This is a genomic window from Vreelandella mediterranea (assembly GCF_970647075.1).
Window position 1 is genome coordinate 1,018,836 of sequence record NZ_OZ310198.1, and the last position, 26,914, is coordinate 1,045,749.

The window sequence follows — 26,914 nt, forward strand, 5'->3', positions numbered from 1 at the left end:
CGATTACTCACAATAGAGCGTCACAACAGGAACGATATTTATGGCAGCGCTTGAAATTGATCAGGTACGCAAGGAGTTCGGTCGCGAGCGAGTGCTCAAGGATGTCAGTCTCTCCATCGAGTCCGGACAGTTTCTGATTCTGGTGGGGCCGTCGGGCTGCGGCAAGTCGACGTTGATGAACGCCATCGCCGGGCTGGAGCCGGTCACCAGCGGCCATATCCGCATCGATGGCGAGGACGTGACCACGCGCACCCCCGCCGAGCGTGATATCGCCATGGTGTTTCAATCCTACGCCCTCTACCCCAGCATGACGGTACGCCAGAACATAAGCTTCGGCCTCGAGATGCGCAAAGTCCCCAAGGCCGAGCGTGCCCAGGCGGTGGAGCGGGTGGCGGATCTCCTGCAGATTTCGCACCTTCTGGAGCGCAAGCCTGCTCAGCTCTCCGGCGGCCAGCGCCAGCGGGTGGCGATGGGCCGGGCGCTGGCCCGCGAACCCAAGGTGTATTTGTTCGACGAGCCGCTGTCGAACCTGGACGCCAAGCTGCGCGTGGACATGCGCACCGAGATCAAAAAGCTCCACCAGCGACTGGGTACCACCATCGTGTACGTGACCCACGACCAGGTCGAGGCGATGACCCTGGCGGACCGCATCGCGGTAATGCGCGATGGCCACATTCTGCAGCTGGGCTCGCCGAACGAGGTCTACAACGACCCGGTGGACATGTTCGTGGCCGGGTTCATGGGATCGCCGTCGATGAACTTCATCCAGGCAACGCTCGAAGGTGAAGACGGTGGCTACCAGCTACGCATCGCCACGCCTCAAGAAGAGGATCTGGTACTCCCCTGGCCCCAGGAGCGCTTCGCGGATGAGCTTGCCGAGCGGGTAGGCCAGACGGTGATTCTGGGCCTGCGCCCCGAGCACTTCAGCGAAGAGGACGAGCGGCTGACCGCCCAGGCCGAGGGCACGCTGCTGACGGCGAACGTGGCGGTGGTCGAGCCGACCGGCGCGGATATCCTGCTGCGCCTGCCTCTGGGCGAGCAGGAAGTCACCGCCCGTGTCGGTCCCAAATGTACGGTGGCGGCGGGGCAGCGCCTGGCGCTACGTGTCGATATGGGCCGGGCGATTTTATTCGATGCGCAAACCGAGCACCGCATCGCTTAGGAAGAGGGCTCTTTATCCGCGCGCTTGAGCTGGCGCCATAGCGCCTGGCGCAGATCGGCAAGTCTGGGCTGCTCTTCGACGGTGAACGCAAGCGGCCGGCAAAGGCGCTGAGCGCGAAGCCCCAGGCGTGCGCTTAAAAGGCCGGTGGCCAGCCCCTGGCCCGCCCGGGTCGAAAGCCGGGCGGTCAAATCCAGCGACAGCATATCCATGCTCACATCAGTGGCGAGCTCGCTGGCGCCGGCGAAGGCCATATTGTGCAAGACGTTTCGAAAAAGGCGCAGGCGGCTGGCGTAGCCAAGCTCCAGCCCGTAAAGCCGGCAGAGCCGGTCGACCATGGCCAGGCTTCGCCAGGCGACCAGCGCCATATCCACCAGCGTTAGCGGACTGATCGCCACCATCAGCGCCGTTTCGCCGGACATCCGCGTAATCAGCTGCTGCGCCTTGCGATCCCGCGGGGCCAGCAGGTGATAGCACAAAAGCGTCTGGACCTCTTCTCCGCTGTGGTGCGGCTGGCACGCCTTCTTGAACGCCTGCCAGTGGGGGTCGTCTTCGCTGAGTTTGAGCTGCACTCTCAGCTTTTCGGCAAGTGACTCGGCCTGCTCGAAAGAGCAGTGGGGGAGTGTGGCGAGCTCTTCGCGCAGTTGGTCGTGGCGCTTGAGCCGTTTGAGGCGGCCAAGCTCCTTGACCAGCGATACGCCGCCCAGGGTAATCAGGCCCAGTCCAAAGGCCTGCCAGGCGACGTTGAGCCACGCCGAGCCTTCGATTGCCTCGGGGATGCCGGTGGCAAACTCCGCCGCGCCCAGCCCCGCAAAGCCTACCAACGCGAACATCAGCCCCCAGCGGCGCTTGCGCGGTGCGCCCAGAGTAGCCTCGGGTAGCGCCTGCGCTTCGCTTTCGGCAAGCGGCGCATCGCCGAGTGCCGGGTCGAAGCGCTGGTGGGCGCGAAGCGTTTCATCGAAGGGCTCATCGAGCGCTTCAGCAGCGCTTTTATCAGCAGTTGGCGGGATGTCGTCAAGCGCGAAGTGGCGGCGCGGCTCGGTGGGTGTCATTGCAGTTTGTCTCCAATCAGCCAGTCAAGCGCGGCGTCCATCCGAATGTGGTCGAGGGCGTCTCCGTCGCGGCTCGCGGGGCGAAAACTCGGGTAGTCGAACCCTTGGCGCAGCCAGAACTCCGCGGTGGGCAGGCGGCTCGGGACATCGCCCGGGTAGAGCAGCACCTCCTCGCCATCAAGGGTCGTACCGCGCAGCGCCGGTGTGCGCTTGCCGTTCTCCTGCACCTCGCGGGCCTGGGTGGCGCGAATCGCGGCGAGCGACAACGCTTTCACCGGCACGTTGGCGTAGCGCAGATCTTTGATCGGCTCCGCCAACAGGCTCTCCAACAACGTGACCACGTTGGCATGCTGGTTCGGGGTGACGTGGTCGGCCTTGGTCGCGGCGATGGCCAGGCGGTCGATTTTGGGGGCGAACATCCGCGTGAGCAGGCTGCGCTTGCCGTAGTTGAAGCTCTGCATCAGCTGGCTCAGGGCGCTGGAGAGATCCTCGAAGCGTTCGGGGCCGGCGTTGAGCGCGCCGAGCACGTCGACCAGTACGATCTGGCGATCGAAACGTCGGAAGTGGTCGCGGTAGAAGGGCCGCACCACCTGCTGCTGGTAGTAGCGAAAGCGCGCGGCCAGCGTCGCGTAAAGGCTCTGTTCCGGCAGCGCTTCGAGCATTTCCTGGGGCTGCGCCAAGTCCGGCAGGGGGAAGAACTGCAACACCGGTGCGTCCTCGAGCTCGCCGGGCAGCAAAAACCGCCCGGGCTGAAGATCCGAAAAGCCCGCCTGCTTGGCGCGCTTTAGCCCTTCGGCGTAGGCCTGGGATAGGCTTGCCAGTGTGCCCTCGTCGATCTCGGCGGCGGGGTCGAGCTGTTCGACCGCCTCGAGCCACTCGGTAAATAGCGCCCGGCGGTGGGGGCCCTGGTGGTGCGACTGTGCCTGACACCAGCTGTAAAAATCGTGCTGCAAAAGCGGCAGATCCAAAAGCCACTCGCCGGGGTAGTCGAAAAGATCCAGCGTGAGCTTGGCGGTTTCCGGCGTGAACCAGCCGCTTTGCGCCGGTTTGAAGCGAAGCTCCAGGCGAAGCTCGCTAATGCCGCGGGTCGGCGCGGGCCAGCGGGGCGGTGTCTCGGAAAGCGCCGCCATGCCCGGATCAAAAGGAAAGCGGGGTACGCCCAGATCTGGCTGGTTGAGTCGCTTGGCGCCTAAAAGCCGCCCTTCGCGGGCGGCAGGTAGTAAATCGAGGCGGGCATCGAGCCCGGCATGACGCAGTTGGTTGACCAGCGAGGTTAAAAACGCCGTCTTGCCCGCCTGGGAAAGCCCGGTCACGGCAAGCCTTAGCTGCCGGTCGCGACCGCGTTCGAGTAAATTATTGAGCTCCCGACTTAACGGCTGGGGCATGCTGGGCATTCCTTGGGCAAAGGGGTCGACGGGTAGCGCTACAGCATAGCAAAGCGTTCATTAACCGGCGATTAACCGCGGCTGATCGTCGTGCCGAGCAGGTGCTGGGCGCCGGGAACCAGCCACACCGGGTCCAGCCGGGTGTTGGCGGCTTCGACACACACGAAGCGGTAGGCAGCTTCCGCTGGGGTGTCGGCGGGTAACACATCGCCTGGGTGCCACACCACGGTGGAGTCGCTGGACTGTTTGGCGACGCGCAGGGTGCGCTCGCCGTCATTGAGGGTTACCGCTTCGTTGGTGTGATAGATACGGTCGACCGCGCCTTGAACGGCCAGCACGCCCTGTTGTTCGGCTTCGGCGAAATCCTTGAGCTTGTCCAGATAGCGGGCCCCGGCCAGGCCTTCCAAACGACACTGGTGGGTGTTCGCCACGCCCAGATACGTGTGCAGCGCACCGCTGATTTTCACCGGCGTTTCGCCGATGTTCTCGCTGATGAGCTCCACGTTCAGACGCTGGGCGTTGGCTTGAACGACCACGCGGGCGGTCAGCAGGCCGTGCAGACGCTCGGCCGGGGAGAGGTGGACCTCGATACCTTCGGCGTGCTCGTCCACGGCGTCCAGTCGCCACTGGGCCTGGCGGGCCAGGCCATGGAACGGGCCGTCGTGATTTGGGCTTTCATCGGCGTAGCGCTCGTCGGCAAACCAGGGCCAGCAAAGCGGTATGCCGCCGCGAATGGTGGCGGGCAGCGGCGCGGGGGTGGGCGTCACCCAAAGCCAAGACGTGTCGTTATGGGGCTTGAAATGCAGCACCTGGCCACCCTGCAGGCTGATGACCATTTCCCCCCACGCCATGTTGAAAATGATTACCTCGCGGCCTTGCCAGGTGGTCTGTGCCTGATCGGCCACATTGGAGATAAGGGCGTTGAGCGAGTCGGGGATCATGGGGTTTCCTCAATTGGGTCAGCGTATCGCGTTGGCGGGGGCGCTTAGGGGTTGGTCTCAGTGCACATAAACCAGGCAGAACCTTAGCGCTGTGTGCTATGTTAGGACAAGCGCGCACGGTAGGTAAAACCTGCGTATAAGTGAAAAAACCAAGGAGGAATTATGGGCTTTTTAGCATGGCTTATTATCGGTGGTCTGGCTGGCTGGATCGCTGGCAACATTATGCGCGGCGGCGGCTTCGGCATTATCGCCAATATCGGGGTCGGTATCGTGGGTGCGGTGATCGGCGGTTTCCTGTTTAGCCTTCTGGGCCTGTCCGCCGGGGGCTTCATTGGCTCGCTGGTGACGGCGACCGTCGGTGCCGTGGTGCTTTTGTGGATCATCAGCAAGGTGCGAAGCGCCTAAACGCTGGCTGCCTAAGCACTAAAGGCAAACGGTTTACCCGCTAAGCCGGCACTACGTTTTTAAACACCGCCCCGGAGTCTTCTTCGGGGCGGTGTTTTTGGTTAATTGCCAAGCGCGCTATCGGCCTTGCCGGGAGTTTCCGTTACACTAGGGCGCTTTTTCTGGCGCGTTGCCGAGTGTCGTTTTCGAGGTGTCTTTTGGCCGAAGCATTAACTTCCTGGTGGTCCCAACAGCTTGTGCTGTGCGATTGGGCGTTCCTGTCACACCCTTTAGCGATGGATAGCGCAAACGCCGAACAGCGCCTGCAGGCATTGGGCATTACCCATCGGGGGGAGCTGGTCGAAAAGTTTTTGCATGGGCTGGGGGCGTTCGATGCGCACCCACACCAACTGCTGGGTGCGCTCGAGTGGAGCGCGCTCGCCGGCGCCGCCGGGTGGGTCTCGTCTGAACAGGCGGTGAGCTGGGGCCACCACGTGATGCGCCGCATCGCCGCGAAGTATCGTGACCTGCGCAGTTGGCTGCGCGACCTGCGCCTGGCTGTGGGTGAAAACGCCCCCGCCGAGGTTCAAGAGCGCTTTTTGGAAGCGTGCCAAACCCTGACCCAATGGGAGAGCGAGGCCAGCGCCGTGAGCTGGCCCACCTTCGAGCGGGCACTCGCCGAGACACCGCCGCCGACCCCCCTTTGGCCGGATACGCCCAACGTCCGGCCCTGGCGGCTGGGCGCGCTGTTTCATCCGGTCATGTGCTACCCGGCAACGCCGGGGGACTGGCCCGAGGCGCGCCAGTGGCTTGCGCAAATCTGGCAGGTCAACGACCGCGACCAGCTTCTGGGTGTGGCGTTGTGGCTTAGCGCCCAGGGCGACCGCCAGCGTTGGGATATCGAGGCGCGGGAGCTGCCGGGTATGGACGCTGCCCAGCGGCTGGAGTGGCAGCGTGGCGCCCAGGACGAGTTTGCCTACGCACCGGTGCTCGATCGGTTCGTTAGTCAAAACGAGCCACTCGAGTGGGCCGCCTGGGACTGGCTGCGCATGGTCGAGCTTGCCTGGGCGGGGGCGTGTAGCGGGCTTTTGAGCCAGCAGGAAGCCGATGATATTGCCGCCCACGGTGCTGATCTGATTACCCAGCGCTACGCCGACTGGTCGACACTGTTGGCCGCCTACCGCCGTGGGCAGAGCCTGTTCGAAGGCATCGACCGGCGCGCGATGACGCCTAGTGCCCAGCATACGCTGCTGCTGGAGGCGTCTTGTAGCCCCTGGGACATGGAGCCCGGCGCGCTTTTGGACCCGGCGGTGCTGTCGGGTTCGCGGGCGCGTATCAAAGCGTGGCGCTCGACGGACCACCACTGGCTGCTGGCGCTTGCAAGCGTTCGCGAACCCGATGCGATGCTGCGTCAGTTCGACCCCGGCGCCTTTATGGGCGAAAAGCGCCGCGCCGATGCGGCGGTCTATTTGCAGGACGCGCTCGGGCTTCACGCCGACGAAGGGGCGGGGGCGCTGGCCCGTTACTGGCTGCCGGCCCAGGCGCATCATCTCAATCAGTTGGCCGCCGACGCCGTGCACGGCGTGATGCCGCCCAAGCGCACGCCTTTTGGCCAGCCCGGCGCCGATGAGGTCCGCCAGTTGCAAAGCCTCAAGGGCGTGAGCCGCCACGCCGCCACGGTTCATATGGCCGAGAAGTTCGCCTTTTATCTGCACATGGCGTTTGATAGCCGCTTGTTCGAGCAGCCAGCGCTTTTGAACTACGCCAGCGCCTTGAAGAGCTGCCTGTGTCGCTTTTATACCTCCCCGCGGCGCTTGCTGGAGGCCTGGTTTGCCTGGGAGAGCTGCCTGCCCGAGCCCGAACACGACTCGTTGATCGGCGAAATCGCCTGGCACTTGGAAGACCCGGGCAGCCTCTTCTACTGGCTTGACTGGCATCCCGGTGCCTGGCAGGAGCCCGGCGAGAGGCCCAGCATCAGCCACTTTACTGCCATGGCGCTGGTTGGTCCGCTCAATAGCGCCGTGTGGAGCGACCCCCAGCCCGAAAGCGAGCGCGAACAAGCCTCGATTCGCGAGTGGGTGGACAGTCACTACCACTTGGCCAGCGCCGCCGACATGCAGGATTTTCTGAACTTCATGCTCGAATCCGGCGACCGTCAGGAGTATCAGATCAACTACGCCCCCTACACGCTCAACCCCGGGCGGCTGGCCAGCGAAATCGCCATTCTGGAGTCCGGCGACTGCGTGGAGGAGGAGCGCCACCATCTGCTTCGCCTTCGCCGGGTGCGTGACAACGAGGATGGCTGCAACGATGTGGACATGGCGGCTTGGGACATCGCTCAGTTGATGGACCTGGCGATTGCCGCGCGCCAGCTTGGCTGGCTGGAGCGGGAGGCGTTCAACCGCGTGCTGGACCGCGCCTATCAACTGGCCGACGCACACTACGCCGGTTGGCAGGAGTACGCGGCGGGCATGTACGCTGGATTTTCCTTTTTCATGGGCGAAACGCCCGAGCGCGAGGAGTTTCTGGCCGGCTTCCGCCAGGCCCTGACCGCCTGGCTGAGCGGCGCACCGATTCTGGCCGGCCCCTGGACGAGCCTGGACTTCCCCGGCACCAAACCGCGCCACTTCGCCCCGCTGCATATCGACACCCTACCCGGGGATCAACGGATACTGCATTGAGGCTCGCCAAAGCTGGGGTAATTAGCTTATAGTCGTCGGCTAGAAAAAAAGCCTGGTTTCGGTTAATAACATTAAGGGGTTGTTTGCATGGTTTCGGTGCCACACTTGGCTGTGACAGCTGCCCGAGTCATGGGCGTTTGCGTGATTTTTTCCTTTTTGGCCGGGTGTGCAAGTTCCCAGAATATGGAGCCCCCCGAAGATTATTTCGCAATGACGCTACCGGGATTGAAAAAGGGCGTTAGCCCGCAAATGTCCCCGGTCGATAATACCCTTACCCAAATGCGCAGTTTTCAGACCCCGCCACCTATGATGATCAAGGAGGCACTACTCGCCCAGCATCAGCGGTGGTCCGGCACCCCCTACCGGATTGGCGGCACGACGCAGCGAGGGGTGGACTGCTCCGGGTTCGTTCGAAATATCTACCGCGACACGTTCAATCTGGAGCTTCCCCGCTCCACCACCGATCAAGTACACGAGGGACGCTTGATCGACCGCCAGGAACTACAGGCGGGCGATCTGGTCTTCTTCCGGCCCCCGGGCCCCTACAACCATGTGGGCATCTACATGGGTGATGGCTACTTCATGCACGCCTCTTCCTCGCAAGGGGTCATTATTTCGAGCATGAGCAACCGCTACTGGCAGCGCCACTATTGGCAGTCGCGCCGGGCGCTGGAACCTACTCACGTTGCTCAGCTCGGTCGTTTTTAACCGCTCTTTGGGCCGGCTGGCTTAGCGAGGCCTGGCCCGGGCGCGAGCGCCGCTTACCAATGGATGCGCCATGATCGAGGCCAAAACCCGCGCCTGGTGGCGCGCCACCGCCGCACTCTGTTTGGGCTCGTTTCTCGTCTTTATCAATCTCTACGTTCCCCAGCCGCTTTTGCCGGGGTTAAGAGACGCCTACGGGGTTTCCACTCTGGGCGTGAGCCTTTTGATGTCCTTCGCGACGCTGTCGCTCGCCTTTTCGCTTTTGGTATTTGGCCCGTTGTCGGATGCGATCGGCCGCGAGGCGATCATGCGCATTACGCTGGTGATCGCCGGGGTGCTGACCGTTTCATTGGCCATTGCCCCCAATTTCGAAACGCTATTGCTGCTGCGGCTCTTGCAGGGCTTCGTGCTGGGCGGGCTGCCCGCCGTGGCGATCGCCTGGATGGGCGACGAGTTCGATAAACCGGCGCTATTGAGCGCCGTCGGACTCTATATCGGCGCTAATTCCCTGGGCGGGATCAGTGGACGTGTGGTAGGCGGTTTGACCGCGACCTGGGGCGGTCCTCCCGCGGCGTTTGTGGCCGTTGGGTTGATGACGCTCGTCGGCTGCGCCCTCTTTTGGCGGCTGTTGCCCCAAAGCCGGGCGTTCGTGCCCCAGGCGTTCCAGCTTCGCCAGGCCCTGCGCGATCTATCGGCCCACCTGCGTACGCCGGCGCTTTTGGCCGCCTACTGTTTGGGCGGTATCAACTTTTTGGTCTTTATCAATCAGTACAGCTACATCACCTTTCGCTTGGCGGCCACGCCTTATCAGCTCGCTGCCGGGGCATTGGGGCTGGTCTTTTTAACGTACCTGGGCGGCACGCTGGGCTCTACCGTGTCCGGTCGCCTGGCGCAGCGCTTTTCGCCGGCGCGTTGTATGTGCGCGGGCATCGTGATCCTGATGCTGGGGACCGCCGTCACCCTGGCGCGCCCGCTCTGGCTGGTGATTCTCGGTCTGACGATCAACGCCTTTGGATTTTTTCTCTGTCACTCGCTCGCCTCGAGCTGGGTGGGGCGTTACGCTCAAGGGGCGCGGGGGAGCGCATCGGCGCTCTATCTGGTTTTTTATTATCTGGGCGCAAGCGTCGGCGGATTCTGGCTCGAACCTTTCTGGCGCTGGTCGCAGTGGCAAGGGGTCGCGGTGGGGTCGTGGCTGCTGCTCGGGGTTACGTTTTTCATCGCGCTAAACCTTTGGCGATTCGAGCGACGCGCGGGCGATTCATAGAGAGGCAATTATGCAGCGGGTAACGGTGACCCTGGACGATGAGCTGATCAAGGAAGTGGACGCGCTGATGCGTGTCCGCGGTTACCAAAACCGCTCCGAGGCAATACGTGATTTAACGCGTAGCGGGCTCAACCAAGCGCAGCCCCCCGCCGAGCTCGATAAAGTATGTATGGGGGCACTCGTTTACGTCTTTGATCACGGCGCCCGCGAGCTCTCCCGGCGGCTAACCCGCCACTCGCACGATCATCACGATTTGACGCTCTCTACGTTGCACGTGCACATCAATGCAGAGAGCTGCCTGGAAGTGGCCCTTTTGAAAGGTGAGGGCCAAGCACTACAGCACTTTGCCGACGAGGTGACTTCTTCGCGCAGCGTGCGCCATGGCCAGTTGGTACTAATCCCGGAGACCTAAAACCGATCACCTGCCAGCGCAGAAATGTACCAACGTAAAAAAGGGCGGCCCGTAGGCCGCCCTTTTCGATAGCGTGCAAGCAGAGCGTGTTTAGTGCTCTACGCCGCCTTCGCCGTGCACGTGGCCGTGCTCGGCTTCTTCTGCGCTTGCTTCACGAACGCTTGATATTTCAACGTCGAAGTTCAGGTGCTGGCCGGCCAGCGGATGGTTGCCATCGACAACGACCGTATCGCCTTCGACCTGCTTGACGGTGACCATCAGCGGGCCGCCTTCGGTCTGTGCCTGGAACTGCATACCGGGCTCGACGCTTTCAACGCCCTGGAACGCATCCCGCGGCACTTCCTGCATCAGTTGGTCCTGGACTTCACCGTAACCTTCTTCCGGGGTTACCTTGACGTTCAGCTTTTCGCCTTCGTTACGGCCTTCGAGCTCTTTTTCCAGGCCCGGGATGATGTTGCCAGCGCCGTGCAGATAGGTAAGCGGCTCGCGGCCTTCTGAACTGTCTAGCACTTCACCTGCATCGTTGGTCAGGGTGTAGTGAAACGCGACAACCGAGTTCTGCGCAATTTGCATTTGAAAACCTTTCGGTGAGTGCATGTACCATAATGGTAACGTGTGTGAGCCTGCTTGTCAGGGGGCTACAACGGGTTTTTCACGGTTATGGGCCCTGCGGGATGTTGCGCGAAAAAGGGCCGAGCGATACTCTAAGCTCACCTTTTTTCCACTCGTCCATTCTCCTATCGCCTACCGGAGCCGTCATGACCATTCTGTTTTTGTGGATTATCGCTTTTGTTTTAATCGCTTACTTCGTTCACCAGCATTGGGAAAGCGGCGTTAGCGAAGGGCTCGATAAACTCTTGCCCAGCGCCTTGAAAAGCCGTGGCGAAAGCCGCTACGTGTGGATCGTGGCGCTAGCGGTACTGGGTGCCACGGCGCTGGTAAACCCGGTCGAAATCCTGCTGGTCGCCATTTTGCTGGCGCTGATCGGGCTGGTCGTTGTCAAGCTAGCCAATTGGGCAAGCAGCCTTTCGCACTAAAGGCGTTCGACGCTGCGCCAAACGCAAAAATGCCCGGCTGATTGGCCGGGCATTTTTTATGGCAGGATTATTACTTCTAACAGTATTACTGCTGACTGCGAGTCAAAACTGACCTATCTGTTTAGTAGGGTGCCACGCTCAGGTTGCCGCCGCTACCGATTAGGCGAACCCGCTGACCGGCCTGGAACGGGTGGTCGGCGCCCTGGACAACGACGACATCTGTACCGTCGTCGCGGCGAATTTCCATCTCAAGCCCCCGGGAGCGGTTGGCGCGATCTTCTATGGAGCTACCCGCCACGGAGCCACCCAGTGCACCAGCCACTGTGGCAAGTTGACGGCCACTTCCACCGCCTACCTGGCTACCCAGAAGACCCCCCACCACGGCGCCTCCGCCGGTGCCCAGCAGGCCTCCGGCACGGCTATCGGACTGGATTTGTACCGGGCGGACCGCAACGATGGTGCCGTAGCTGACGCTTTGGCCGGTTTGGGCCTGGTTGCCCCGGTAAACATCACCGGAGTAGGGGGCGGTATTGGCACAGCCTGCCAGGGTCAGCAAGCTAATAGCGGCAACGGGTAAAAAGCGTTTCATAAAACCTCCAAATCTATTGGCGCGGGTCTGTCAGCACGGGTCTAGCGTTCAAGACGGCTGTCAGGTGCGTCACGGTTATCAAACAGTGTTTTTTAAAAGATAAACAAAGTTACGGGGTTTGACCAGTCTCGCTTAAAAAAGATCACTTTTATTAGGCAGAAAGGTGTATCGAGTAAGCAATGTGCAGCAAATAAGTACCGCGCGCTCGCTTTATATGCTTTCTACCGGTAAGCAGGCTTTATGAAGCAAGTTGGCCCGCTCAGAATGTAGTGAAAGTACGCTTTTTGTACAAGAGATATATAAGTGCTGACACTTGGTTGGTCCATACAGGTGCGCCGAGGCGGGGCCTCGGCGCGGGTTCTTCATGGTCGATGCTAGCCAGTGGCTAGAACTGGTTCATGGTGTTGTCCTTCCCGCCGGCTTTGAGCGCGGCATCGCCGTGGAAGAACTCCTTGTGGTCGTCGCCGATGTTGGAGCCGGCCATGTCCTGATGCCTGACGGTGGCAATACCCTGACGGATTTCCTGGCGTTGAACGCCGGCCACGTAGGCGAGCATGCCTTCCTCGCCAAAGTAGCCTTTTGCCAGGTTGTCGGTGGAAAGGGCCGCCGTGTGGTAGGTGGGCAGGGTGATCAGGTGGTGGAAGACGTGCGCTTCCCTGGCGGCGTCGCGCTGGAAGTTGCGCGTCCATTCGTCGGCAAGCTGGCCCAATTCGGTGGCATCGAATTCGGCATTCATCAGCTGGTCGCGCACGTACGCCGAAACATCCTTGCCCTCTTTTTCCCAGGCATCGAAGACCTGCTGACGGAAGTTGAGCGTCCAGTTGAACGAGGGCGAGTTGTTGTAGACGAGCTTGGCATCCGGCACCACCTCGCGAATGCGGTTGACCATGCTGGCGATCTGGCCCACGTGGGGTTTTTCGGTTTCGATCCAGAGAAGATCCGCGCCGTTTTGCAAACTGGTGATGCAGTCGAGTATGACGCGCTCCTCGCCGCTTCCGGGCTTGAACTGGTAGAGGCCGGAGGCGAGGCGCTTGGGCCGGACCAGCTTGCCGTTTTGCTTGATGACCACGTCTCCATTGTGGATATCGTCGGCGCTTTCGACCGGCTCGCCATCCAGAAAGCTGTTGTACTGATCGCCCAGGTCTCCCGGGGTGTGCGTCACAGCAATCTTCTGGGTAAGCCCCGCGCCGAGGGAGTCAGTGCGCGCAACGATCACACCGTCGTCCACGCCGAGTTCCAAAAACGCGTAGCGAACGGCATTGATCTTGGCCAGGAAGTCCTCGTGAGGCACGGTGACCTTGCCGTCCTGATGGCCGCACTGCTTCTCGTCGGAGACCTGGTTTTCGAGCTGGATGCAGCACGCCCCGGCCAAAATGAACTTTTTCGCGAGTAGGTAGGTGGCCTCGGCGTTGCCAAAGCCCGCATCGATATCGGCAATGATCGGCACAATGTGTGTCTCGAAGCCGTCGATTTTTTGTGTCAGCTCTTGCGCAAGGCGTTGATCACCGGCCTGTTGGGCGTCGTCGAGCTTACGAAACAGGTGGTTGAGCTCCCAGGCATCGGCCTGTTTCAAAAACGTGTAGAGCTCTTCTATCAGTGCCGCCACGGAGGTTTTTTCGTGCATGGACTGGTCGGGCAGGGGGCCGAACTCCGAGCGCAGGGCGGCGACCATCCAACCGGACAGGTAAAGGTAGCTTCGTTTCGTGGTGCCGAAGTGCTTCTTGATGGCGATCATCTTCTGCTGGCCGATAAAGCCGTGCCAGCAGCCCAATGACTGGGTGTACTGAGCGTGATCGCCATCATAGGCGGCCATGTCCGCACGCATGATGCCGGCGGTGTAGCGGGCGATGTCGAGGCCGGTATGGAAACGGTTTTGAGAGCGCATACGCGCGGCGTACTCGGGTTTGATGGCCTCCCATTTGCCGCCCTGAGCCTCGCGTAGCTGCGCCATGGCTTTGATGTCGTCGAGCAGTCCTGTCATGTTGCATCCTCCGGTAGTGTTCGCGGTCTGCACCCGCTTGGGTGGTCTCCCCGCTGCTGTGCGGCGGGCGTGCTCTCACTATCGCTGCCTTGGTGCGGTGCAACAATTGACACTTCGGGGCAGGTGGGGTCGTAGTTAAACGACACGGGCTTATTCAAACGGCGCGATTACGTCGTCGTTTTACGCCAGCCAGAGCTCGGGCATAAAAAAAGCGCCGCTTGAAAGCGGCGCTTGCGAGGTAACGCGTATTCAGCGCTACTCGTCTTCCTCTTCGTCCATAAAGCCCAGGCTTCCGGCATTGACCAGATGCGTGAGCACGCTTTGAGCATCTTCGAGCTCCAGTACGTCGTCATACATGGGCGTGGTATCGGCAATGCGGCGGGCCAGCGCCTCGCTGCAGGCCAGGCCGTCGCCATCGAAGAACAGCGTGGTGGTGCCAAATTCCGTGCGCCAGGCGATGCGCGAGCCGGGCATGTGAAAGAGCGGCTCACCCGCGTGTAGTTGCGCGACAAGGGCCTCTTCGGCCAGCGGCTCCTCCAGCGGCATGACCTGGTCCATATACTTTGGTTGGGTCATGGCCCGGCCAAACCACTGGGCAAGCTCTTGGGGCTGGTCGAGCGTTTCGAGAATGAAGCGCCGCATCCGCTCGAGCGAAGCGTCGTCGAGCTCCCCGGTTTTCTCGGCTGGCGTCATGCCGGCATCGCTGTAACGCTTCGAGCCCGGCAACTGCTCGCCGAGATAGTCGGCAAACGAGGTGATCGCCTCGTCGGCGGAGGGGGCGCGAAAGCCCACGGAGAACGTCATGCAGTCCTCGGTCTGGCTCACACCGTGGTGCGCCCAGCCCGGCGGCAAGTAGAGCATGTCCCCCGGGCCCAGCGTCCAGTCGGAATCGGGCTCGATCTCGAAGGTTTCCAAAATCTTTAGGTCGATGCCCTGAATGATTGGCGCGTCATCGGATTGCTTGCCGCCCAGCTGCCAGCGCCGCTGGCCCCGGCCCTGCAGCAAAAACACGTCGTACTGATCCACGTGGGGGCCAACGCTTCCGCCGGGCGGGGCGTAGCTCACCATGATGTCGTCGAGGCGCCAGTTGGGTAGAAAGCTGAACGCTTTCATCAGCGCGGCGACGTCGGGTACGTAATGGTCCACCGCTTGAACGAGCAGGCTCCAGTTACTCTGGGGCAGGCGTTCGAAGGTGGCGTTGTCGAAGGGGCCTTGGGAGACCTGCCAGGGGCCTTCCGGTCCCTGTTCTTCGACCAGTCGCGCCTCGACGCCGGGTTCGCAGGCAAGCCCGGCTAGCTCGTCCGGGTCCAGGGGGCTGACGAAATCCGGCATGGCGCCACGAATCAGCAGCGGTTTTTGCTGCCAGTAGCTTTTCAGAAATTCCTCGGGCGTTAGATCGCCCAGCAGGGTCAGCGGCTCGTTATGTTGGCTCATGGCGAATTCCTGGTGAGTCGGCGCGGGTTATAGCGCTTCAAGGCGCTTTGGTAGTGCTCTAGCCTGGGCCTCGGCGTTACCGATGTAGCTGGCCGGCGAAAGGGCTTTCAGCTCTTGTTTGACCTCACCGGGAAGCTCGAGGGAATCGATGAAGGCGGAGAAGCCTGCCTGGTCGATACGCTTGCCGCGGGTCAGTTCCTTGAGCTTCTCGTAGGGCTTTTCGATGCCAAAACGGCGCATCACGGTCTGGATCGGCTCGGCGAGGACTTCCCAGCTGTTGTCCAGGTCTTCATTCAGACGCGTCGGGTTGGCTTCGAGCTTGCTGATGCCCTTGAGACTCGCGTGGTAGCCGATCAGCGCGTAGGCCAGGCCCACACCCAGGTTTCGAAGCACGGTGGAGTCGGTCAGATCACGCTGCCAGCGGGAAATCGGCAGCTTCTGCGCCAGGTGATTGAGCACCGCGTTGGCAAGCCCCAGATTGCCCTCCGAGTTCTCGAAGTCGATCGGGTTGACCTTGTGCGGCATGGTAGAAGAGCCGATTTCGCCTTCCACGGTGCGCTGTTTGAAGTAGCCTAGCGAGATGTAGCCCCACACGTCGCGGTCGAAATCGATCAAAATGGTGTTGAAACGGGCGATCGCATCGAACAGTTCGGCGATGTAGTCGTGGGGTTCGATCTGGGTGGTGTAGGGATTGAAGCAAAGGCCCAGCCCCTCCACGAAGGTACGTGCGTTGGCTTCCCAGTCGATCTCCGGGTAGGTTGCCAGGTGAGCGTTGTAGTTGCCCACCGCGCCGTTGATCTTGCCCAATACCTCGACGCTTTCGATCTGCTTGAGCTGGCGCTTCAAGCGGTAAGCGGTGTTGGCCATCTCCTTGCCAAGCGTGGTCGGGCTTGCGGTCTGACCGTGGGTGCGCGAGAGCATCGGCTGCGCCGCGTGCTCGACGGCAAGCTCGGCGATGTCGTCGGCCACCTTGTGCAGGGTGGGCAACACGGCCTTCAGGCCATCGGCCAGCATCACACCGTAGGAGAGGTTGTTGATATCCTCACTGGTGCAGGCGAAGTGAATGAACTCGGTGACCGCGTGCAGCTCCGCCTGGCCCTCGATCTTCTCCTTGAGAAAGTACTCCACCGCTTTGACGTCGTGGTTGGTAGTGCGCTCGATCTCCTTGATGCGCTCGGCGTCGGTCACCGAGAACTCGTCGATCAGCGTTTCCAAAAACGCCGTGGCGTCTTGAGAGAGCGCGCTGACCTCGGTGATGCCCTCGTGCTCTGCCAGGCGCTGCAGCCAGCGCACTTCGACGATGACGCGAGCGCGGATCAGGCCAAATTCGCTGAAGTGTTCTCTGAGCGCGGCGGCTTTATCGGCGTAGCGGCCGTCGACGGGAGAGAGGGCGGTCAAAGCGGTGAGTTGCATGGCAAGGTTTCCAGGTATAAAAAGTCGGTGTCTTGAATAAGGCCTAGTTGAGGCTATCGAGGGCGCGGCGCAGCGCCTTACGCTGAAACATCAGCTTCCAGCGTCGGCCGCCCTGCTGATGCCACAAAAGGGCAAAGCGGATACCGCTCAGCAAACAGGCGCGCACTCGCTCGGGCATCATGCGCGTCTGTAAAAGCGACGGGTCGCCCTGGACGACGATGCGCGTTTTGAACGTCGAGATCGTCTCCTGATAGGTTTCGCCCAGGCTTGCGATCACGTTTTCATGCACCGGGCCGAAGTGCTCCGCCTGGCCCTGAACGTGGTCGAGCTTCTGGCCCAGGGCGTCGAGCATGCCGCTATCGCTGCGCAGCTTGTTCATCAGCATCAGCATCGAAAACCCGTAGCGCAGCACCACCGGGTCGGCCTGCTTGCGTCCCACCAGCGCCTCCAACGTATCGAGCCCGCGGCGCAGGTTGTTGGGGTGGCCGCCGTAGATCGCCTCGAAGCTTGCCGGGTTGGTGTCAAGGGTTGCGTTGATCAATGTCTCCCAGGCGCGGGGCTCGACCTGACCGGTGCGCGCTAGTTCATCGACCAGGCTTGCGGCCTGAAACACCCCGGCCAGCGCCAGCGCCTGGCGGGCGGAAGGGGAGTCCGGGGCGCGATGAATCGGCGTGGTCGCGCTCATGCGGCGGCCTCGGCGGCGTTCCAGGTGGTGTCGATCACCCCGCCCCCCAGGCAGATGTCGCCATCGTAGAGCACCAGCGACTGGCCAGGTGTGACCGCCCACTGCGGGTCATCGAAGATGACGTCGACGCCGTTGTCGCTGCGCGTGCGCACAAAGCAAGGGCAGTCGCTTTGGCGGTAGCGGGTCTTGGCCGTGAAGCGGCCCTCGGAAACCGGTGCAAAGCCTGCCACCCAATCCATCGCCTCGGTGGCCAGCGAATCGGTGTACAGGCGCGTATGGGCCTTGCCCTGCACGACCCTTAACACGTTGCGCTCGAGATCCTTGTCCACCACGTACCAGGGCTCTTCGGAGTAGTTGGCCAGGCCCCCGATGCCAAGGCCCTGGCGCTGACCCAGGGTGTAGTACATCAGGCCCATGTGATCGCCGATCGCATCGCCGTCGGCGGTTTCGATCTTGCCAGGCTTGGCGGGCAGGTACTGCTGCAAAAAGTCCTTGAAGCGGCGCTCGCCGATAAAGCAGATACCGGTGGAATCCTTCTTCTTCGCCGTCACCAAATCATGCTCTTCGGCCAGCGCCCGCACCGCGGGCTTTTCAAGCTCGCCTACCGGAAAGAGGGTCTTGGCGATGGCGGCTTCGGGCACGGCGTGCAGAAAGTAGCTCTGATCCTTGTTGCGATCCAGGCCCTTCAGTAGCCGCGGGCGGCCATCGTATTCGCCGCGGCGTACGTAGTGGCCGGTGGCGATCTTGTCGGCGCCGAGCATCTCGGCGTAGTCGAGGAACACCTTGAACTTGATTTCCCGGTTGCACAGGATGTCCGGGTTCGGGGTGCGCCCGGCCTTGTATTCGGCCAGAAAGTGCTCGAAAACGTTATCCCAATACTCTGCGGCGAAGTTGGCGGTGTGCAGCTTGATACCAAGCTTTTGGCACACGGCCTCGGCGTCGGCCAGGTCTTCCTTGGCGGTGCAGTATTCGGTGCCGTCGTCCTCGTCCCAGTTCTTCATGAACAGGCCTTCGACTTCATAGCCTTGTTGCAGGAGCAAAAGCGCGGAAACCGACGAGTCGACGCCGCCGGACATGCCGACGATCACCTTGCCGGCGGCAGGCGTTCCGGCGGCCGGTGTCAGGGGCGTGCTGTGAGTGGATGTCATGGCCATCCTCGTAAAGTGGTATGCAATTGGCCGCGATTATACACGATGCGGGCCTGGCGCTTCGAGTGCTTCACTCGCTGATCACGCTTAGCGGGTAGTGATGCCCGGCGCGGGCGGCCTCGATCCGCCTGACCACCAGCGGGCTTCGAAGCCTTCCCGCGCGCTCGAGGGTTTTTATTTCGTGAAGCGCCAGCCAGTACGTGGCGTGAATGTCGGCGTCCAGCGGCGTTGCCAGGTGGGTGTCCGACGTGGCGATAAAGCCGTGGCTATGAAAGGTTTTATCCGCAGTGTGAAAGACCCAAAGCCCCAGGTAATGGGTTAGGCGTACCCGCCAGGCGGTCTCCTCTTCGACTTCGCGCAGCGCCGCCGCCATCGGCCCCTCGCCGGGCTCGATATGGCCCGCAGGCTGGTTGAAAAGCGTGGTCGGGCCGCCACGCTCCTCCTCGACCATCAGGTAGCGCCCATCTTGCTCGATCACGCAGGCGGCGGTGGCGTGGATGCGTTTCATGACGTTTTTTTGCTCCGCGGTTTTTGCCCAGGGCGCTTGTATCCGCCGGGCTTTTGGGGCGCCTTAGGGGCGTGCAGGGTCTCTTTTCGCCACTGACCCGGCGCTAAATCATCGAGGCGCCAGGCGCCGATGGCGGCGCGCACCAGGCGAAGCGTAGGAAAGCCCACGTGGGCGGTCATGCGGCGTACCTGGCGGTTGCGCCCCTCGGTAATGGTGAGCTCGAGCCACGAGGTGTTCGGGTGGCGTTTGGGGTCGAGGGGCGGGGTGCGCTCGCCAATAGCCGGGGGGTTGATGCGCCGCGCCTTGGCCGGGCGGGTAGGGCCGTCGTTGAGCGTGACCCCCGCTCTGAGCGCGGCCAGCGCTTTATCGTCGATCACCCCTTCGAGCTGGGCCCAGTAGGTCTTGGGTTGCTTGTGGCGGGGGTGCGCGATCTGGTGAATCAGCGCGCCGTCATCGCTTAGTAGCAATAACCCTTCAGAGTCGTAATCGAGCCGGCCCGCCGCGTAGACCCCGGGTACATCGATCACATCGGAAAGCGTTGCGCGGCCTTCGGTGTCGGTGAACTGGGACAGCATCTTATAGGGCTTGTGCAGAAGATAGAGCGTGCTCATCGGGCTCTCTTGTGGCGGGGTGAATTTGTCGACAATCGCATAAAGGAGTAAAGTACAGCGCGGAAATACACAAATACTAAACGTTGGAATGGCATCATCGCCTTCGCGCCGCTTTTATCGAAAACGCCGCGATGATGGCCGTGGCAAACGCGCCGTGCTCAAACTCTTCGCGGCGCAGCTCGATGAGTAAGCCGCCTGGAATTTTTTAGTCACAGCGACAGAAACGAGGTTAACGCAAAATGTCCGAAACGCCGAAGATCATTTATACGCTCACCGATGAAGCCCCCGCGCTTGCGACCTACTCGCTGTTACCGATTATCGATGCGTTCACCGACCCTGCCGGTGTGGAAGTGGAAACCCGCGATATTTCCCTGGCTGCTCGCGTACTGGCGCAGTTTCCCGACCGTTTGAGCAGCGAGCAGCGCGTCAGCGACGACCTCGCCGAGCTTGGCAAGCTTGCCACTACGCCAGAAGCCAACATCATCAAGCTGCCCAACATCAGCGCCTCGGGCCCGCAGTTAAAGGCGACCATCAAGGAGCTGCAATCCCAGGGGTTCGATCTTCCGAACTACCCTGACGAGCCGCAAAACGCCGACGAAGAAGCCATCAAGGCCGCCTATGACAAGGCCAAGGGTAGCGCGGTAAACCCGGTGCTCAGAGAGGGCAACTCGGATCGTCGAGCGCCGAAGTCGGTCAAGAACTACGCGCGCAAGTACCCGCACCGCATGGGGGAGTGGAGCAAGGATTCCGACTCTCACGTGGCGCACATGAGCGAGGGCGACTTCTACGCCACCGAGCAGTCCGCGGTCATCAAGGCGCCGGGCTCGCTCAAGATCGAGCTCAAGCAAAAAGACGGCACGGCGACGGTACTCAAGGAAAGCCTGAAAGTGCTCGAGGGCGAAGTCGTCGACGCCGCCTCGATGAGCAGCCGTAAACTGCGCAACTTCATCGACAGTGAAATCAAGGACGCCAAAAAGCGTAACGTGCTGTTTTCGCTGCACCTAAAAGCCACCATGATGAAGGTGTCCGACCCGATCATGTTCGGTATCGTGGTCGAAGAGTTTTATAAAGACGTACTCGAAAAGCATGCCGGTGCGCTGAAACTGGCCGGCTTCAACCCGGCGTCGGGCTTGGGCGATCTTTACAACTCGATCGAGAAACTGCCTTCCGAGCAGTCTGAAGCGATCAAGAGCGACATTGACGCGCTCTACAAAGAACGCCCGCCGATGGCGATGGTCAACTCCCACAAGGGCATCACTAACCTGCACGTGCCCAGTGACGTGATCATCGACGCCTCCATGCCGGCCATGATTCGCGATTCCGGCAAGATGTGGAACGCGGGTGACGAGCTCCAGGACGCCAAAGCGGTGATTCCGGACCGCTGCTACGCGACCATCTACCAGAGCGTGATCGAGGACTGCAAGAAAAATGGCGCCTTCGATCCGACCACCATGGGCAGCGTGCCCAACGTGGGTCTGATGGCCCAAAAAGCCGAGGAGTACGGCTCCCACGACAAGACCTTCCACATTCCCGCCGATGGCACCGTGGTCGTCACCGACGAAAACGGCCAGACGCTGTTTAGCCACGATGTGGAAGCCGGCGATATCTGGCGGATGTGCCAGACCAAGGACGCGCCGATCAAGGACTGGGTAAAGCTTGCCGTCAACCGGGCGCGAGAAAGCGGCACGCCGACCATTTTCTGGCTCGACGCTAATCGTGCCCACGATGCCAAGCTGATCGAGAAGGTCGAGACCTACCTTGCCGATCACGACACCGACGGTCTGGATATCCGTATCCTCGCGCCGGTCGAGGCGATGAACCTGTCGCTCGAGCGTATCCGCAAGGGCGAGGACACCATTTCAGTCACCGGTAACGTGCTGCGCGATTATCTGACCGACCTGTTCCCGATCATGGAACTTGGCACCAGCGCCAAGATGCTCTCGATCGTACCGTTGATGAACGGCGGCGGTCTGTTCGAAACCGGCGCCGGCGGAAGCGCGCCCAAGCACGTCGAACAGCTCATCGAAGAGAACCACCTGCGCTGGGATTCGCTGGGCGAGTTTTTGGCCCTGGCCGCCTCCCTTGAGCACCTGGGTAGCACCTTCGGCAACAAGCGCGCCACGGTGCTGGCCAAGGCGCTGGACGAAGCCAACGGGGAGTTTTTGGACAGCAACAAGTCGCCTTCGCGCAAGACCGGCGAAATCGACAACCGCGGCAGCCACTTCTACCTGGCCATGTACTGGGCCGAGGCGCTGGCCGCCCAAGACCAGGACGCCGAACTTCAATCGCTGTTCGCCAAGCTTGCGAAAACGCTGCGCGACAACGAGTCCAAAATCATGGACGAGCTCAACGGCGCCCAGGGTAAGAAGGTCGACATCAAAGGCTACTTCCACCCGGACCGCGAGCTTACAAGCCAGGCCATGCGCCCGAGCCAAACCCTGAACGACGCACTTGCCATCGTCGCCAAGGGTTAAACGCTTTAGTGGTCACAACCCTCGTCCGCTCGGCGGGCGGGGGTTTTTTGTTTTATCCAGTGTGATAATTTTGTCTTTTCCATGAACCCTTGCTGACTCTGGGCGTCTTAGAGCAAACCTGCTTGCAACATCCGCCTGTCAGCACAGAGACGATACGCCAAGCTTTATGACCAACTTTCAAAGCCCTTGTCTAAATAGTCTGGTTTTGGGTATGACGCGCCCGGATAGACCCGAGTATGACGACGACCTGGATGTGCAGGCTTCGGAGCCCGAAGTCGCTCAGCCGCCGTTATATAAAGTGATTCTGCACAACGATGACTACACCCCCATGGAGTTCGTCATCGAAGTGCTCCAGGGCTTTTTCAATATGAATAATGAAAAAGCCGTTGAGATCATGCTCGCCGTGCATACCCAAGGCAAAGCGACCTGTGGCATTTTTACCCGCGATATCGCGGAGACGAAAAGCCATCAGGTCAATGAATACGCCCGCGAATGCGAACACCCGCTTATGAGCGATATCGAAGCCGCCGACTGATCGACCCACGAGCGCATTAAAGCGCCGTGCGTTGAAAAAAAGTGGCAGCGGGGCTTGCAAGCGGGGCATTTGTACCCGATGTTGAAAGTGCCGATCGATTACACCGATCCGACGCAAGTCCCGGGTATAAACCACCTTGGGTAGTAGCGAAAAGGGGACTGCCATGCTGAGCAAAGAACTTGAACTGACCCTGAACACGGCCTTTACCGTGGCTCGCTCGAAGCGCCACGAGTTCATGACCGTCGAGCACCTGCTTTTAGCGCTATTGGACAACGCCTCGGCGGTTGACGTGCTAAAAGCGTGCGGGGCAAACCTCGACAAGCTGCGGTCCGATCTGCAGGATTTCATTAATTCGACAACACCTTTGATTCCCGAAGGCCAGAGCGAGCGCGAAACGCAGCCGACGCTCGGCTTTCAGCGCGTGCTTCAGCGCGCGGTATTCCATGTCCAGTCATCGGGAAAAAGCGAAGTCAATGGCGCCAACGTGCTCGTGGCTATCTTCTCTGAGCAGGAGAGCCAGGCCGTTTATTTCCTCAAGCAGCAAAACGTTGCTCGAGTCGATGCCGTCAACTATATCGCCCATGGGATTTCCAAGGTCTCTGGTCACAACGCGCCTAATGCCTCCCAGCAGGAAGGCGAGGACGTGGAAGAAACCAGCGCCGAAGGCGCCGCGCACCCGCTTACCGGCTACGCCAGCAACCTCAATGAGCAGGCCAGGCTTGGCAAGATCGACCCGTTGATCGGGCGCGACCATGAGCTCGAGCGCGTGGTGCAAATTCTGGCCCGCCGCCGTAAGAACAACCCCTTGCTGGTGGGTGAAGCGGGCGTGGGCAAAACGGCCATCGCCGAGGGCCTTGCCAAGCGCATCGTGGAAGAGGACGTGCCGGATGTCATCGCCGACGGTGTCGTCTATTCATTGGATATGGGCGCGCTTTTGGCCGGCACCAAGTACCGGGGCGACTTCGAGAAGCGTTTGAAAAGTCTTCTGGGCGAGCTCAAAAAGCAGCCCAACGCGATTCTCTTCATCGACGAGATCCACACGGTGATCGGTGCGGGGGCGGCCTCTGGGGGCGTCATGGACGCTTCCAATTTGCTCAAACCGCTGCTTTCGTCCGGCGAGCTTCGCTGTATCGGTTCGACCACCTTTCAGGAGTTTCGCGGTATTTTCGAGAAAGACCGCGCGCTTGCCCGCCGTTTCCAAAAAGTCGACGTGCCGGCTCCCTCGGTGGATGACACCATCAAGATTCTCAAGGGGCTGCGCTCGCGCTTCGAGGAGCACCACGAACTCAAGTACACTGACGGTGCGCTCGAGAGTGCGGCGCGGCTGGCGGATCGTTACATCAACGACCGCTTTCTGCCAGACAAGGCAATCGACGTGATCGACGAAGCCGGTGCGCACCAGCGCATGCTGCCGTCCGAGATGCGCGTGGATACCATCGATGTGGATCAGGTCGAGGCGGTGGTCGCCTCCATCGCGCGCATTCCGCCGAAAAGCGTGTCGAGCTCGGATCGTAAGCAGCTCGAAAAGCTCGACCGTGACCTCAAGATGCTGGTGTTTGGTCAGGACGAGGCGATCGATTCGCTCTCGGCGGCGATCAAGCTCTCGCGTGCCGGTCTCAAGGCGCCGGACAAGCCGGTGGGTAGCTTCCTGTTTGCAGGCCCCACTGGTGTCGGTAAAACCGAAGTCGCCAAGCAGCTCTCGCACATCATGGGCATCGATCTGGTGCGCTTCGATATGTCCGAGTACATGGAGCGTCACACCGTTTCACGGTTGATCGGTGCGCCGCCGGGCTACGTGGGCTACGACCAGGGCGGGCTTCTGACCGAGGCGGTCAACAAGCAGCCGCACTGTGTGCTGCTGCTCGACGAGATCGAAAAAGCCCACCCGGAAGTGTTCAACCTGCTGCTGCAGGTCATGGACCATGGTCGTTTGACCGACAACAACGGCCGCGAAGCGGACTTCCGCCACGTGATCGTGATCATGACCTCGAACGCCGGTGCCGAGCAGGCGGCTCGCCGCTCGATCGGTTTCCAGACCCAGGATCACACCACGGATGCCATGGAAGTCATTCGCCGCACGTTCTCGCCGGAATTCCGCAACCGTTTGGACGGCATCATCCAGTTCAGCTCGCTGCCGGTTTCTGTGGTACGCAATGTGGTCGACAAGTTCCTGATCGAGCTTCAAGCGCAGCTTGACGAGAAGCGCGTTCAGCTGGAGGTGGACGATGCGGCAAGAGACTGGTTGGCGGACAAGGGCTACGACCCGGATATGGGTGCGCGCCCCATGGCCCGCCTGATCCAGGAAAAGCTGAAAAAGCCGCTGGCCGAAATGATTCTATTCGGCGAGCTGGCCGAGCACGGCGGTACGGTGCACGTAAGCCTGGAAGAGGGCGAGCTTTCGCTTTCGACCGAGTCCGAGATGGCTGACGCCCCGTAGCAGGACAGCAAAGCGATAAGCCAACCTACAGCGCCCTGTCATTGACGGGGCGTTGTCATGTTAAGGCGCCGTATGGAGAATTGCCCAAGTGGCTTTACGTTGCGTAAAGCAGGGAGCGCCGGTGTTTAGCGCGAACGGTAAACGATGCGGCCCTTGGACAGGTCGTAGGGCGTAAGCTCTACCTTGACTTTATCGCCGGTCAGGATGCGGATGTAGTTCTTACGCATCTTGCCCGAGATATGGGCCGTCACCACGTGGCCGTTTTCGAGTTCGACCCGAAACATGGTGTTGGGAAGGGTATCAACAATAACGCCTTCCATTTCAATATGGTCTTCGCGTGCCATATAGGCAAATCCTCACTTATTTAACGTCATTAATCGCAGTTAAGCAGCGCTCGTAGTGTACAAGGGCTGGGCGAGCAGCGCTATATTGTGCCGCAAGCCTGGCGTCAAGGCAAAAAAGCGCGCCATTTTAACGAATGAGCGAGCGCCATTGGCGCCCATCGAGCACCTCGAGCGGTGAAAAAGCCTGCTTGTAGCGCATCTTTCGGCACTCTTCGATCCAGTAGCCAAGGTAAAGGTGAGTCAGCCCTTTTTCATGGCAATGTTCGATCAAACGTAAGATCGCAAGCGTTCCCAGGGAGCGTCGGTCCAGCGTCTCGTCGGTTTCAAAGAAGGTATAGATGGCCGAAAGACCGTGTTCGAGTTCATCGAAGGCGGCTACGCCGATCAACGTATCGTCCAGGTACATCTCTAAAAGCTGCGCGTAGGGCTCGTCGAGAGTTAAAAAGGTGCGATACTGCTCCTGGCTCGGCGGGTACATGTCGCCGTCGCTGTGGCGCTCGCGAATGTAGCGAGCGTAGAGCGCGTAGTGGGCGTTATCGAAGCGGGCGGGCACCACGCGCGTGGTAATGTCGGCGTTTCGCCGTAGGATCTTGCGTTGAGTGCGATTGGCCTCGAAATGAGCTACCGGTATGCGCACCGACCGGCATGCCTGGCAGTCCTCGCAGTGGGGGCGGTATAAATGGCGCCCGCTGCGGCGAAAGCCCAGCAGCGATAGGGCCTGGTAAACGCTCCCGGTCGGCGCTTCTTTGGGGTCGAGAAACAGGGTGGTCGCCTTTTGATCAGGCAGGTAGCTACAGCCGTGGGGCACGGTCAAAAAAAAGCGTAGATCGCGGGCCGGGCCGCGGGGAGTGCTGCTACTCACGGCGGTCTCCTTGTAAGGGGGCTAACGGCTATCAGAGGTGGCCACGGCGGCAAGCCAGGGCGAGGCTGGCACGCTCGGTGCTGCGTGGCTGCCTGGCGATAGGCTGAACGCGTTTTTCGGCAGCCACTGTTCAAGATAGCCTACGAAGGTCTGTCGAGCGATGGGGGCGGCGCCCAAACGCTCCAGGTGGGGGGTGTGCATCTGACAGTCGATCAGCGCGCCGCCGTTTTCAACCATAGCGCGCGCCAGGTGGGCGAGCGCCACCTTGGAGGCGTCCGGGGCGCGGGAGAACATCGACTCGCCAAAAAACACCGGCCCCATGGCCAGTCCGTAAAGCCCCCCGGCAAGTTCGCCGTCGCGGTGAACTTCGATGCTATGGGCAATGCCGAGGGCGTGAAGGCGCTGGTAGGCCAGGCGCATTTCGGGGTTAATCCAGGTACCCGGCTCGCCTTGACGGGGAGCGGCGCAGGCGTTAATTACCTGTTCGAAGTGTTGATTCAGCGTCACGCTAAAGCCACCATTGCGTAACCGCTTGGCCAGGCTTCGCCGCAGCTTGAAGGCCGCCGGCACGAGGACCATGCGCGGGTCGGGGCTCCACCAAAGCACCGGGTCGTCATCGCTGTACCAGGGGAAGATCCCCCGGCGGTAGGCTTCGACCAGCCAGAGAGGAGAAAGCTCGCCACCGGCGGCAAGCAGCCCGTCGGGCACGTCGAGCGCGCTGGCCGTATCCGGGAAGGCAGGCGTTGGCGAGGAGAGCCAGGGCAGCATCAAAAGGGCTCCTTATGGCTTTGTAAAAAGTGGCCTTTAAATAAACAGCCTTTGAATCAACAAGGCCCGGGTAGCGTCTTTAAAGAGACCAACGCCTGACGACAA

General features: G+C 61.1%; 25 protein-coding genes. 10 read left to right on the top strand and 15 right to left on the bottom strand.

Going from position 1 to position 26,914, the window contains the following annotated elements:
• The first annotated feature begins 40 nt into the window (after positions 1 to 40).
• Positions 41 to 1,162 carry an ABC transporter ATP-binding protein gene (locus ACWFVE_RS04785; RefSeq protein ID WP_447528150.1) on the top strand — a complete coding sequence of 374 codons (1,122 nt, stop codon included), beginning with the start codon at positions 41 to 43 and terminating at the stop codon, positions 1,160 to 1,162.
• Here the strand turns inward: ACWFVE_RS04785 and ACWFVE_RS04790 are convergent.
• From ACWFVE_RS04790 to ACWFVE_RS04800, 3 genes are all read right to left on the bottom strand, one after another.
• On the bottom strand, positions 1,159 to 2,211 hold the full coding sequence (locus ACWFVE_RS04790) for a YcjF family protein (RefSeq protein WP_447528151.1): 1,053 nt from the start codon (positions 2,209 to 2,211) through the stop codon (positions 1,159 to 1,161). The genes ACWFVE_RS04785 and ACWFVE_RS04790 overlap by 4 nt on opposite strands.
• Positions 2,208 to 3,596: a YcjX family protein gene (locus ACWFVE_RS04795; RefSeq protein WP_447528152.1), complete on the bottom strand. Its 1,389-nt coding sequence runs from the start codon at positions 3,594 to 3,596 to the stop codon at positions 2,208 to 2,210. Before ACWFVE_RS04795 ends, ACWFVE_RS04790 begins: the two co-directional genes overlap by 4 nt.
• A 71-nt stretch (positions 3,597 to 3,667) precedes the next feature.
• Complete coding sequence (locus tag ACWFVE_RS04800; protein WP_447528153.1) at positions 3,668 to 4,537, bottom strand: aldose epimerase family protein; 870 nt, start codon at positions 4,535 to 4,537, stop codon at positions 3,668 to 3,670.
• Positions 4,538 to 4,699: 162 nt separating this feature from the next.
• On the opposite strand from ACWFVE_RS04800, the gene ACWFVE_RS04805 reads away from it, so the two are divergent.
• From ACWFVE_RS04805 to nikR, 5 genes are all read left to right on the top strand, one after another.
• Positions 4,700 to 4,942, top strand: a complete 243-nt coding sequence (locus tag ACWFVE_RS04805; RefSeq protein ID WP_227388245.1) for a GlsB/YeaQ/YmgE family stress response membrane protein — start codon at positions 4,700 to 4,702, stop codon at positions 4,940 to 4,942.
• Positions 4,943 to 5,139: 197 nt separating this feature from the next.
• The gene (locus ACWFVE_RS04810; protein ID WP_447528154.1) at positions 5,140 to 7,602 is read left to right on the top strand and encodes a DUF1266 domain-containing protein; all 2,463 of its coding nucleotides are present in this window, start codon (positions 5,140 to 5,142) and stop codon (positions 7,600 to 7,602) included.
• 183 nt (positions 7,603 to 7,785) lie between these two features.
• Positions 7,786 to 8,310 carry a C40 family peptidase gene (locus tag ACWFVE_RS04815; protein WP_447528155.1) on the top strand — a complete coding sequence of 175 codons (525 nt, stop codon included), beginning with the start codon at positions 7,786 to 7,788 and terminating at the stop codon, positions 8,308 to 8,310.
• 70 nt (positions 8,311 to 8,380) lie between these two features.
• On the top strand, positions 8,381 to 9,571 hold the full coding sequence (locus tag ACWFVE_RS04820) for an MFS transporter (protein WP_447528156.1): 1,191 nt from the start codon (positions 8,381 to 8,383) through the stop codon (positions 9,569 to 9,571).
• Between the two features lie 10 nt (positions 9,572 to 9,581).
• Positions 9,582 to 9,983 carry a nickel-responsive transcriptional regulator NikR gene (gene nikR / locus ACWFVE_RS04825; RefSeq protein WP_447528157.1) on the top strand — a complete coding sequence of 134 codons (402 nt, stop codon included), beginning with the start codon at positions 9,582 to 9,584 and terminating at the stop codon, positions 9,981 to 9,983.
• Between the two features lie 90 nt (positions 9,984 to 10,073).
• On the opposite strand, the gene ACWFVE_RS04830 is transcribed toward nikR, so the two are convergent.
• Positions 10,074 to 10,556, bottom strand: a complete 483-nt coding sequence (locus tag ACWFVE_RS04830) for an FKBP-type peptidyl-prolyl cis-trans isomerase (RefSeq protein WP_447528158.1) — start codon at positions 10,554 to 10,556, stop codon at positions 10,074 to 10,076.
• A gap of 185 nt (positions 10,557 to 10,741) precedes the next feature.
• On the opposite strand from ACWFVE_RS04830, the gene ACWFVE_RS04835 reads away from it, so the two are divergent.
• Positions 10,742 to 11,020, top strand: a complete 279-nt coding sequence (locus ACWFVE_RS04835; protein WP_447528159.1) for a hypothetical protein — start codon at positions 10,742 to 10,744, stop codon at positions 11,018 to 11,020.
• Between the two features lie 121 nt (positions 11,021 to 11,141).
• On the opposite strand, the gene ACWFVE_RS04840 is transcribed toward ACWFVE_RS04835, so the two are convergent.
• The 8 genes from ACWFVE_RS04840 to ACWFVE_RS04875 all read right to left on the bottom strand — a co-directional run bounded on the left by ACWFVE_RS04840 (position 11,142) and on the right by ACWFVE_RS04875 (position 19,389).
• A complete protein-coding gene (locus tag ACWFVE_RS04840; protein WP_447528160.1) occupies positions 11,142 to 11,609 on the bottom strand; it encodes a glycine zipper 2TM domain-containing protein in 468 nt (155 codons plus the stop codon).
• Positions 11,610 to 11,994: 385 nt separating this feature from the next.
• A complete protein-coding gene (locus tag ACWFVE_RS04845) occupies positions 11,995 to 13,590 on the bottom strand; it encodes an isocitrate lyase (protein WP_447528161.1) in 1,596 nt (531 codons plus the stop codon).
• A gap of 255 nt (positions 13,591 to 13,845) precedes the next feature.
• Positions 13,846 to 15,024, bottom strand: a complete 1,179-nt coding sequence (locus ACWFVE_RS04850; protein ID WP_447528162.1) for a JmjC domain-containing protein — start codon at positions 15,022 to 15,024, stop codon at positions 13,846 to 13,848.
• Between the two features lie 27 nt (positions 15,025 to 15,051).
• Positions 15,052 to 16,437 (bottom strand): adenylosuccinate lyase, encoded by a 1,386-nt coding sequence (purB, locus tag ACWFVE_RS04855; RefSeq protein WP_447528163.1) that lies wholly within the window; start codon positions 16,435 to 16,437, stop codon positions 15,052 to 15,054.
• Between the two features lie 43 nt (positions 16,438 to 16,480).
• Entirely contained in the window at positions 16,481 to 17,122 is a 642-nt protein-coding gene (gene hflD / locus ACWFVE_RS04860) for a high frequency lysogenization protein HflD (protein ID WP_447528164.1), read from the bottom strand.
• Positions 17,119 to 18,270, bottom strand: coding sequence for a tRNA 2-thiouridine(34) synthase MnmA (gene mnmA / locus ACWFVE_RS04865; RefSeq protein WP_447528165.1), 1,152 nt, complete (start codon positions 18,268 to 18,270; stop codon positions 17,119 to 17,121). Before mnmA ends, hflD begins: the two co-directional genes overlap by 4 nt.
• A gap of 70 nt (positions 18,271 to 18,340) precedes the next feature.
• Positions 18,341 to 18,778, bottom strand: a complete 438-nt coding sequence (locus tag ACWFVE_RS04870; protein WP_447528166.1) for an NUDIX domain-containing protein — start codon at positions 18,776 to 18,778, stop codon at positions 18,341 to 18,343.
• Positions 18,775 to 19,389, bottom strand: coding sequence for a pseudouridine synthase (locus ACWFVE_RS04875; RefSeq protein ID WP_447528167.1), 615 nt, complete (start codon positions 19,387 to 19,389; stop codon positions 18,775 to 18,777). Before ACWFVE_RS04875 ends, ACWFVE_RS04870 begins: the two co-directional genes overlap by 4 nt.
• Positions 19,390 to 19,628: 239 nt before the next feature.
• On the opposite strand from ACWFVE_RS04875, the gene ACWFVE_RS04880 reads away from it, so the two are divergent.
• The 3 genes from ACWFVE_RS04880 to clpA all read left to right on the top strand — a co-directional run bounded on the left by ACWFVE_RS04880 (position 19,629) and on the right by clpA (position 24,835).
• On the top strand, positions 19,629 to 21,863 hold the full coding sequence (locus ACWFVE_RS04880; protein WP_447528168.1) for an NADP-dependent isocitrate dehydrogenase: 2,235 nt from the start codon (positions 19,629 to 19,631) through the stop codon (positions 21,861 to 21,863).
• Positions 21,864 to 22,074: 211 nt separating this feature from the next.
• The gene (gene clpS / locus ACWFVE_RS04885) at positions 22,075 to 22,398 is read left to right on the top strand and encodes an ATP-dependent Clp protease adapter ClpS (RefSeq protein ID WP_447528169.1); all 324 of its coding nucleotides are present in this window, start codon (positions 22,075 to 22,077) and stop codon (positions 22,396 to 22,398) included.
• Between the two features lie 163 nt (positions 22,399 to 22,561).
• Positions 22,562 to 24,835 carry an ATP-dependent Clp protease ATP-binding subunit ClpA gene (gene clpA, locus ACWFVE_RS04890; protein ID WP_447528170.1) on the top strand — a complete coding sequence of 758 codons (2,274 nt, stop codon included), beginning with the start codon at positions 22,562 to 22,564 and terminating at the stop codon, positions 24,833 to 24,835.
• A 125-nt stretch (positions 24,836 to 24,960) separates the two neighbouring features.
• On the opposite strand, the gene infA is transcribed toward clpA, so the two are convergent.
• The 3 genes from infA to aat form a co-directional block, all read right to left on the bottom strand.
• Complete coding sequence (gene infA / locus ACWFVE_RS04895; RefSeq protein ID WP_007111068.1) at positions 24,961 to 25,179, bottom strand: translation initiation factor IF-1; 219 nt, start codon at positions 25,177 to 25,179, stop codon at positions 24,961 to 24,963.
• Positions 25,180 to 25,306: 127 nt separating this feature from the next.
• On the bottom strand, positions 25,307 to 26,041 hold the full coding sequence (locus ACWFVE_RS04900; RefSeq protein ID WP_447528171.1) for an arginyltransferase: 735 nt from the start codon (positions 26,039 to 26,041) through the stop codon (positions 25,307 to 25,309).
• 21 nt (positions 26,042 to 26,062) lie between these two features.
• A complete protein-coding gene (gene aat, locus ACWFVE_RS04905; protein WP_447528172.1) occupies positions 26,063 to 26,809 on the bottom strand; it encodes a leucyl/phenylalanyl-tRNA--protein transferase in 747 nt (248 codons plus the stop codon).
• Positions 26,810 to 26,914: the final 105 nt, after the last annotated feature.

Bases quoted from the DNA above. Each gene is read 5' to 3' on its own strand.
- ACWFVE_RS04785 (WP_447528150.1), top strand. From the start codon at position 41: ATGGCAGCGCTTGAAATTGATCAGGTACGCAAGGAGTTCGGTCGCGAG.
- ACWFVE_RS04790 (WP_447528151.1), bottom strand. From the start codon at position 2,211: ATGACACCCACCGAGCCGCGCCGCCACTTCGCGCTTGACGACATCCCG.
- ACWFVE_RS04795 (WP_447528152.1), bottom strand. From the start codon at position 3,596: ATGCCCCAGCCGTTAAGTCGGGAGCTCAATAATTTACTCGAACGCGGT.
- ACWFVE_RS04800 (WP_447528153.1), bottom strand. From the start codon at position 4,537: ATGATCCCCGACTCGCTCAACGCCCTTATCTCCAATGTGGCCGATCAG.
- ACWFVE_RS04805 (WP_227388245.1), top strand. From the start codon at position 4,700: ATGGGCTTTTTAGCATGGCTTATTATCGGTGGTCTGGCTGGCTGGATC.
- ACWFVE_RS04815 (WP_447528155.1), top strand. From the start codon at position 7,786: ATGGAGCCCCCCGAAGATTATTTCGCAATGACGCTACCGGGATTGAAA.
- ACWFVE_RS04820 (WP_447528156.1), top strand. From the start codon at position 8,381: ATGATCGAGGCCAAAACCCGCGCCTGGTGGCGCGCCACCGCCGCACTC.
- nikR (WP_447528157.1), top strand. From the start codon at position 9,582: ATGCAGCGGGTAACGGTGACCCTGGACGATGAGCTGATCAAGGAAGTG.
- ACWFVE_RS04830 (WP_447528158.1), bottom strand. From the start codon at position 10,556: ATGCAAATTGCGCAGAACTCGGTTGTCGCGTTTCACTACACCCTGACC.
- ACWFVE_RS04835 (WP_447528159.1), top strand. From the start codon at position 10,742: ATGACCATTCTGTTTTTGTGGATTATCGCTTTTGTTTTAATCGCTTAC.
- ACWFVE_RS04840 (WP_447528160.1), bottom strand. From the start codon at position 11,609: ATGAAACGCTTTTTACCCGTTGCCGCTATTAGCTTGCTGACCCTGGCA.
- ACWFVE_RS04845 (WP_447528161.1), bottom strand. From the start codon at position 13,590: ATGACAGGACTGCTCGACGACATCAAAGCCATGGCGCAGCTACGCGAG.
- ACWFVE_RS04850 (WP_447528162.1), bottom strand. From the start codon at position 15,024: ATGAGCCAACATAACGAGCCGCTGACCCTGCTGGGCGATCTAACGCCC.
- purB (WP_447528163.1), bottom strand. From the start codon at position 16,437: ATGCAACTCACCGCTTTGACCGCCCTCTCTCCCGTCGACGGCCGCTAC.
- hflD (WP_447528164.1), bottom strand. From the start codon at position 17,122: ATGAGCGCGACCACGCCGATTCATCGCGCCCCGGACTCCCCTTCCGCC.
- mnmA (WP_447528165.1), bottom strand. From the start codon at position 18,270: ATGACATCCACTCACAGCACGCCCCTGACACCGGCCGCCGGAACGCCT.
- ACWFVE_RS04870 (WP_447528166.1), bottom strand. From the start codon at position 18,778: ATGAAACGCATCCACGCCACCGCCGCCTGCGTGATCGAGCAAGATGGG.
- ACWFVE_RS04875 (WP_447528167.1), bottom strand. From the start codon at position 19,389: ATGAGCACGCTCTATCTTCTGCACAAGCCCTATAAGATGCTGTCCCAG.
- ACWFVE_RS04880 (WP_447528168.1), top strand. From the start codon at position 19,629: ATGTCCGAAACGCCGAAGATCATTTATACGCTCACCGATGAAGCCCCC.
- clpS (WP_447528169.1), top strand. From the start codon at position 22,075: ATGACGCGCCCGGATAGACCCGAGTATGACGACGACCTGGATGTGCAG.
- clpA (WP_447528170.1), top strand. From the start codon at position 22,562: ATGCTGAGCAAAGAACTTGAACTGACCCTGAACACGGCCTTTACCGTG.
- infA (WP_007111068.1), bottom strand. From the start codon at position 25,179: ATGGCACGCGAAGACCATATTGAAATGGAAGGCGTTATTGTTGATACC.
- aat (WP_447528172.1), bottom strand. From the start codon at position 26,809: ATGCTGCCCTGGCTCTCCTCGCCAACGCCTGCCTTCCCGGATACGGCC.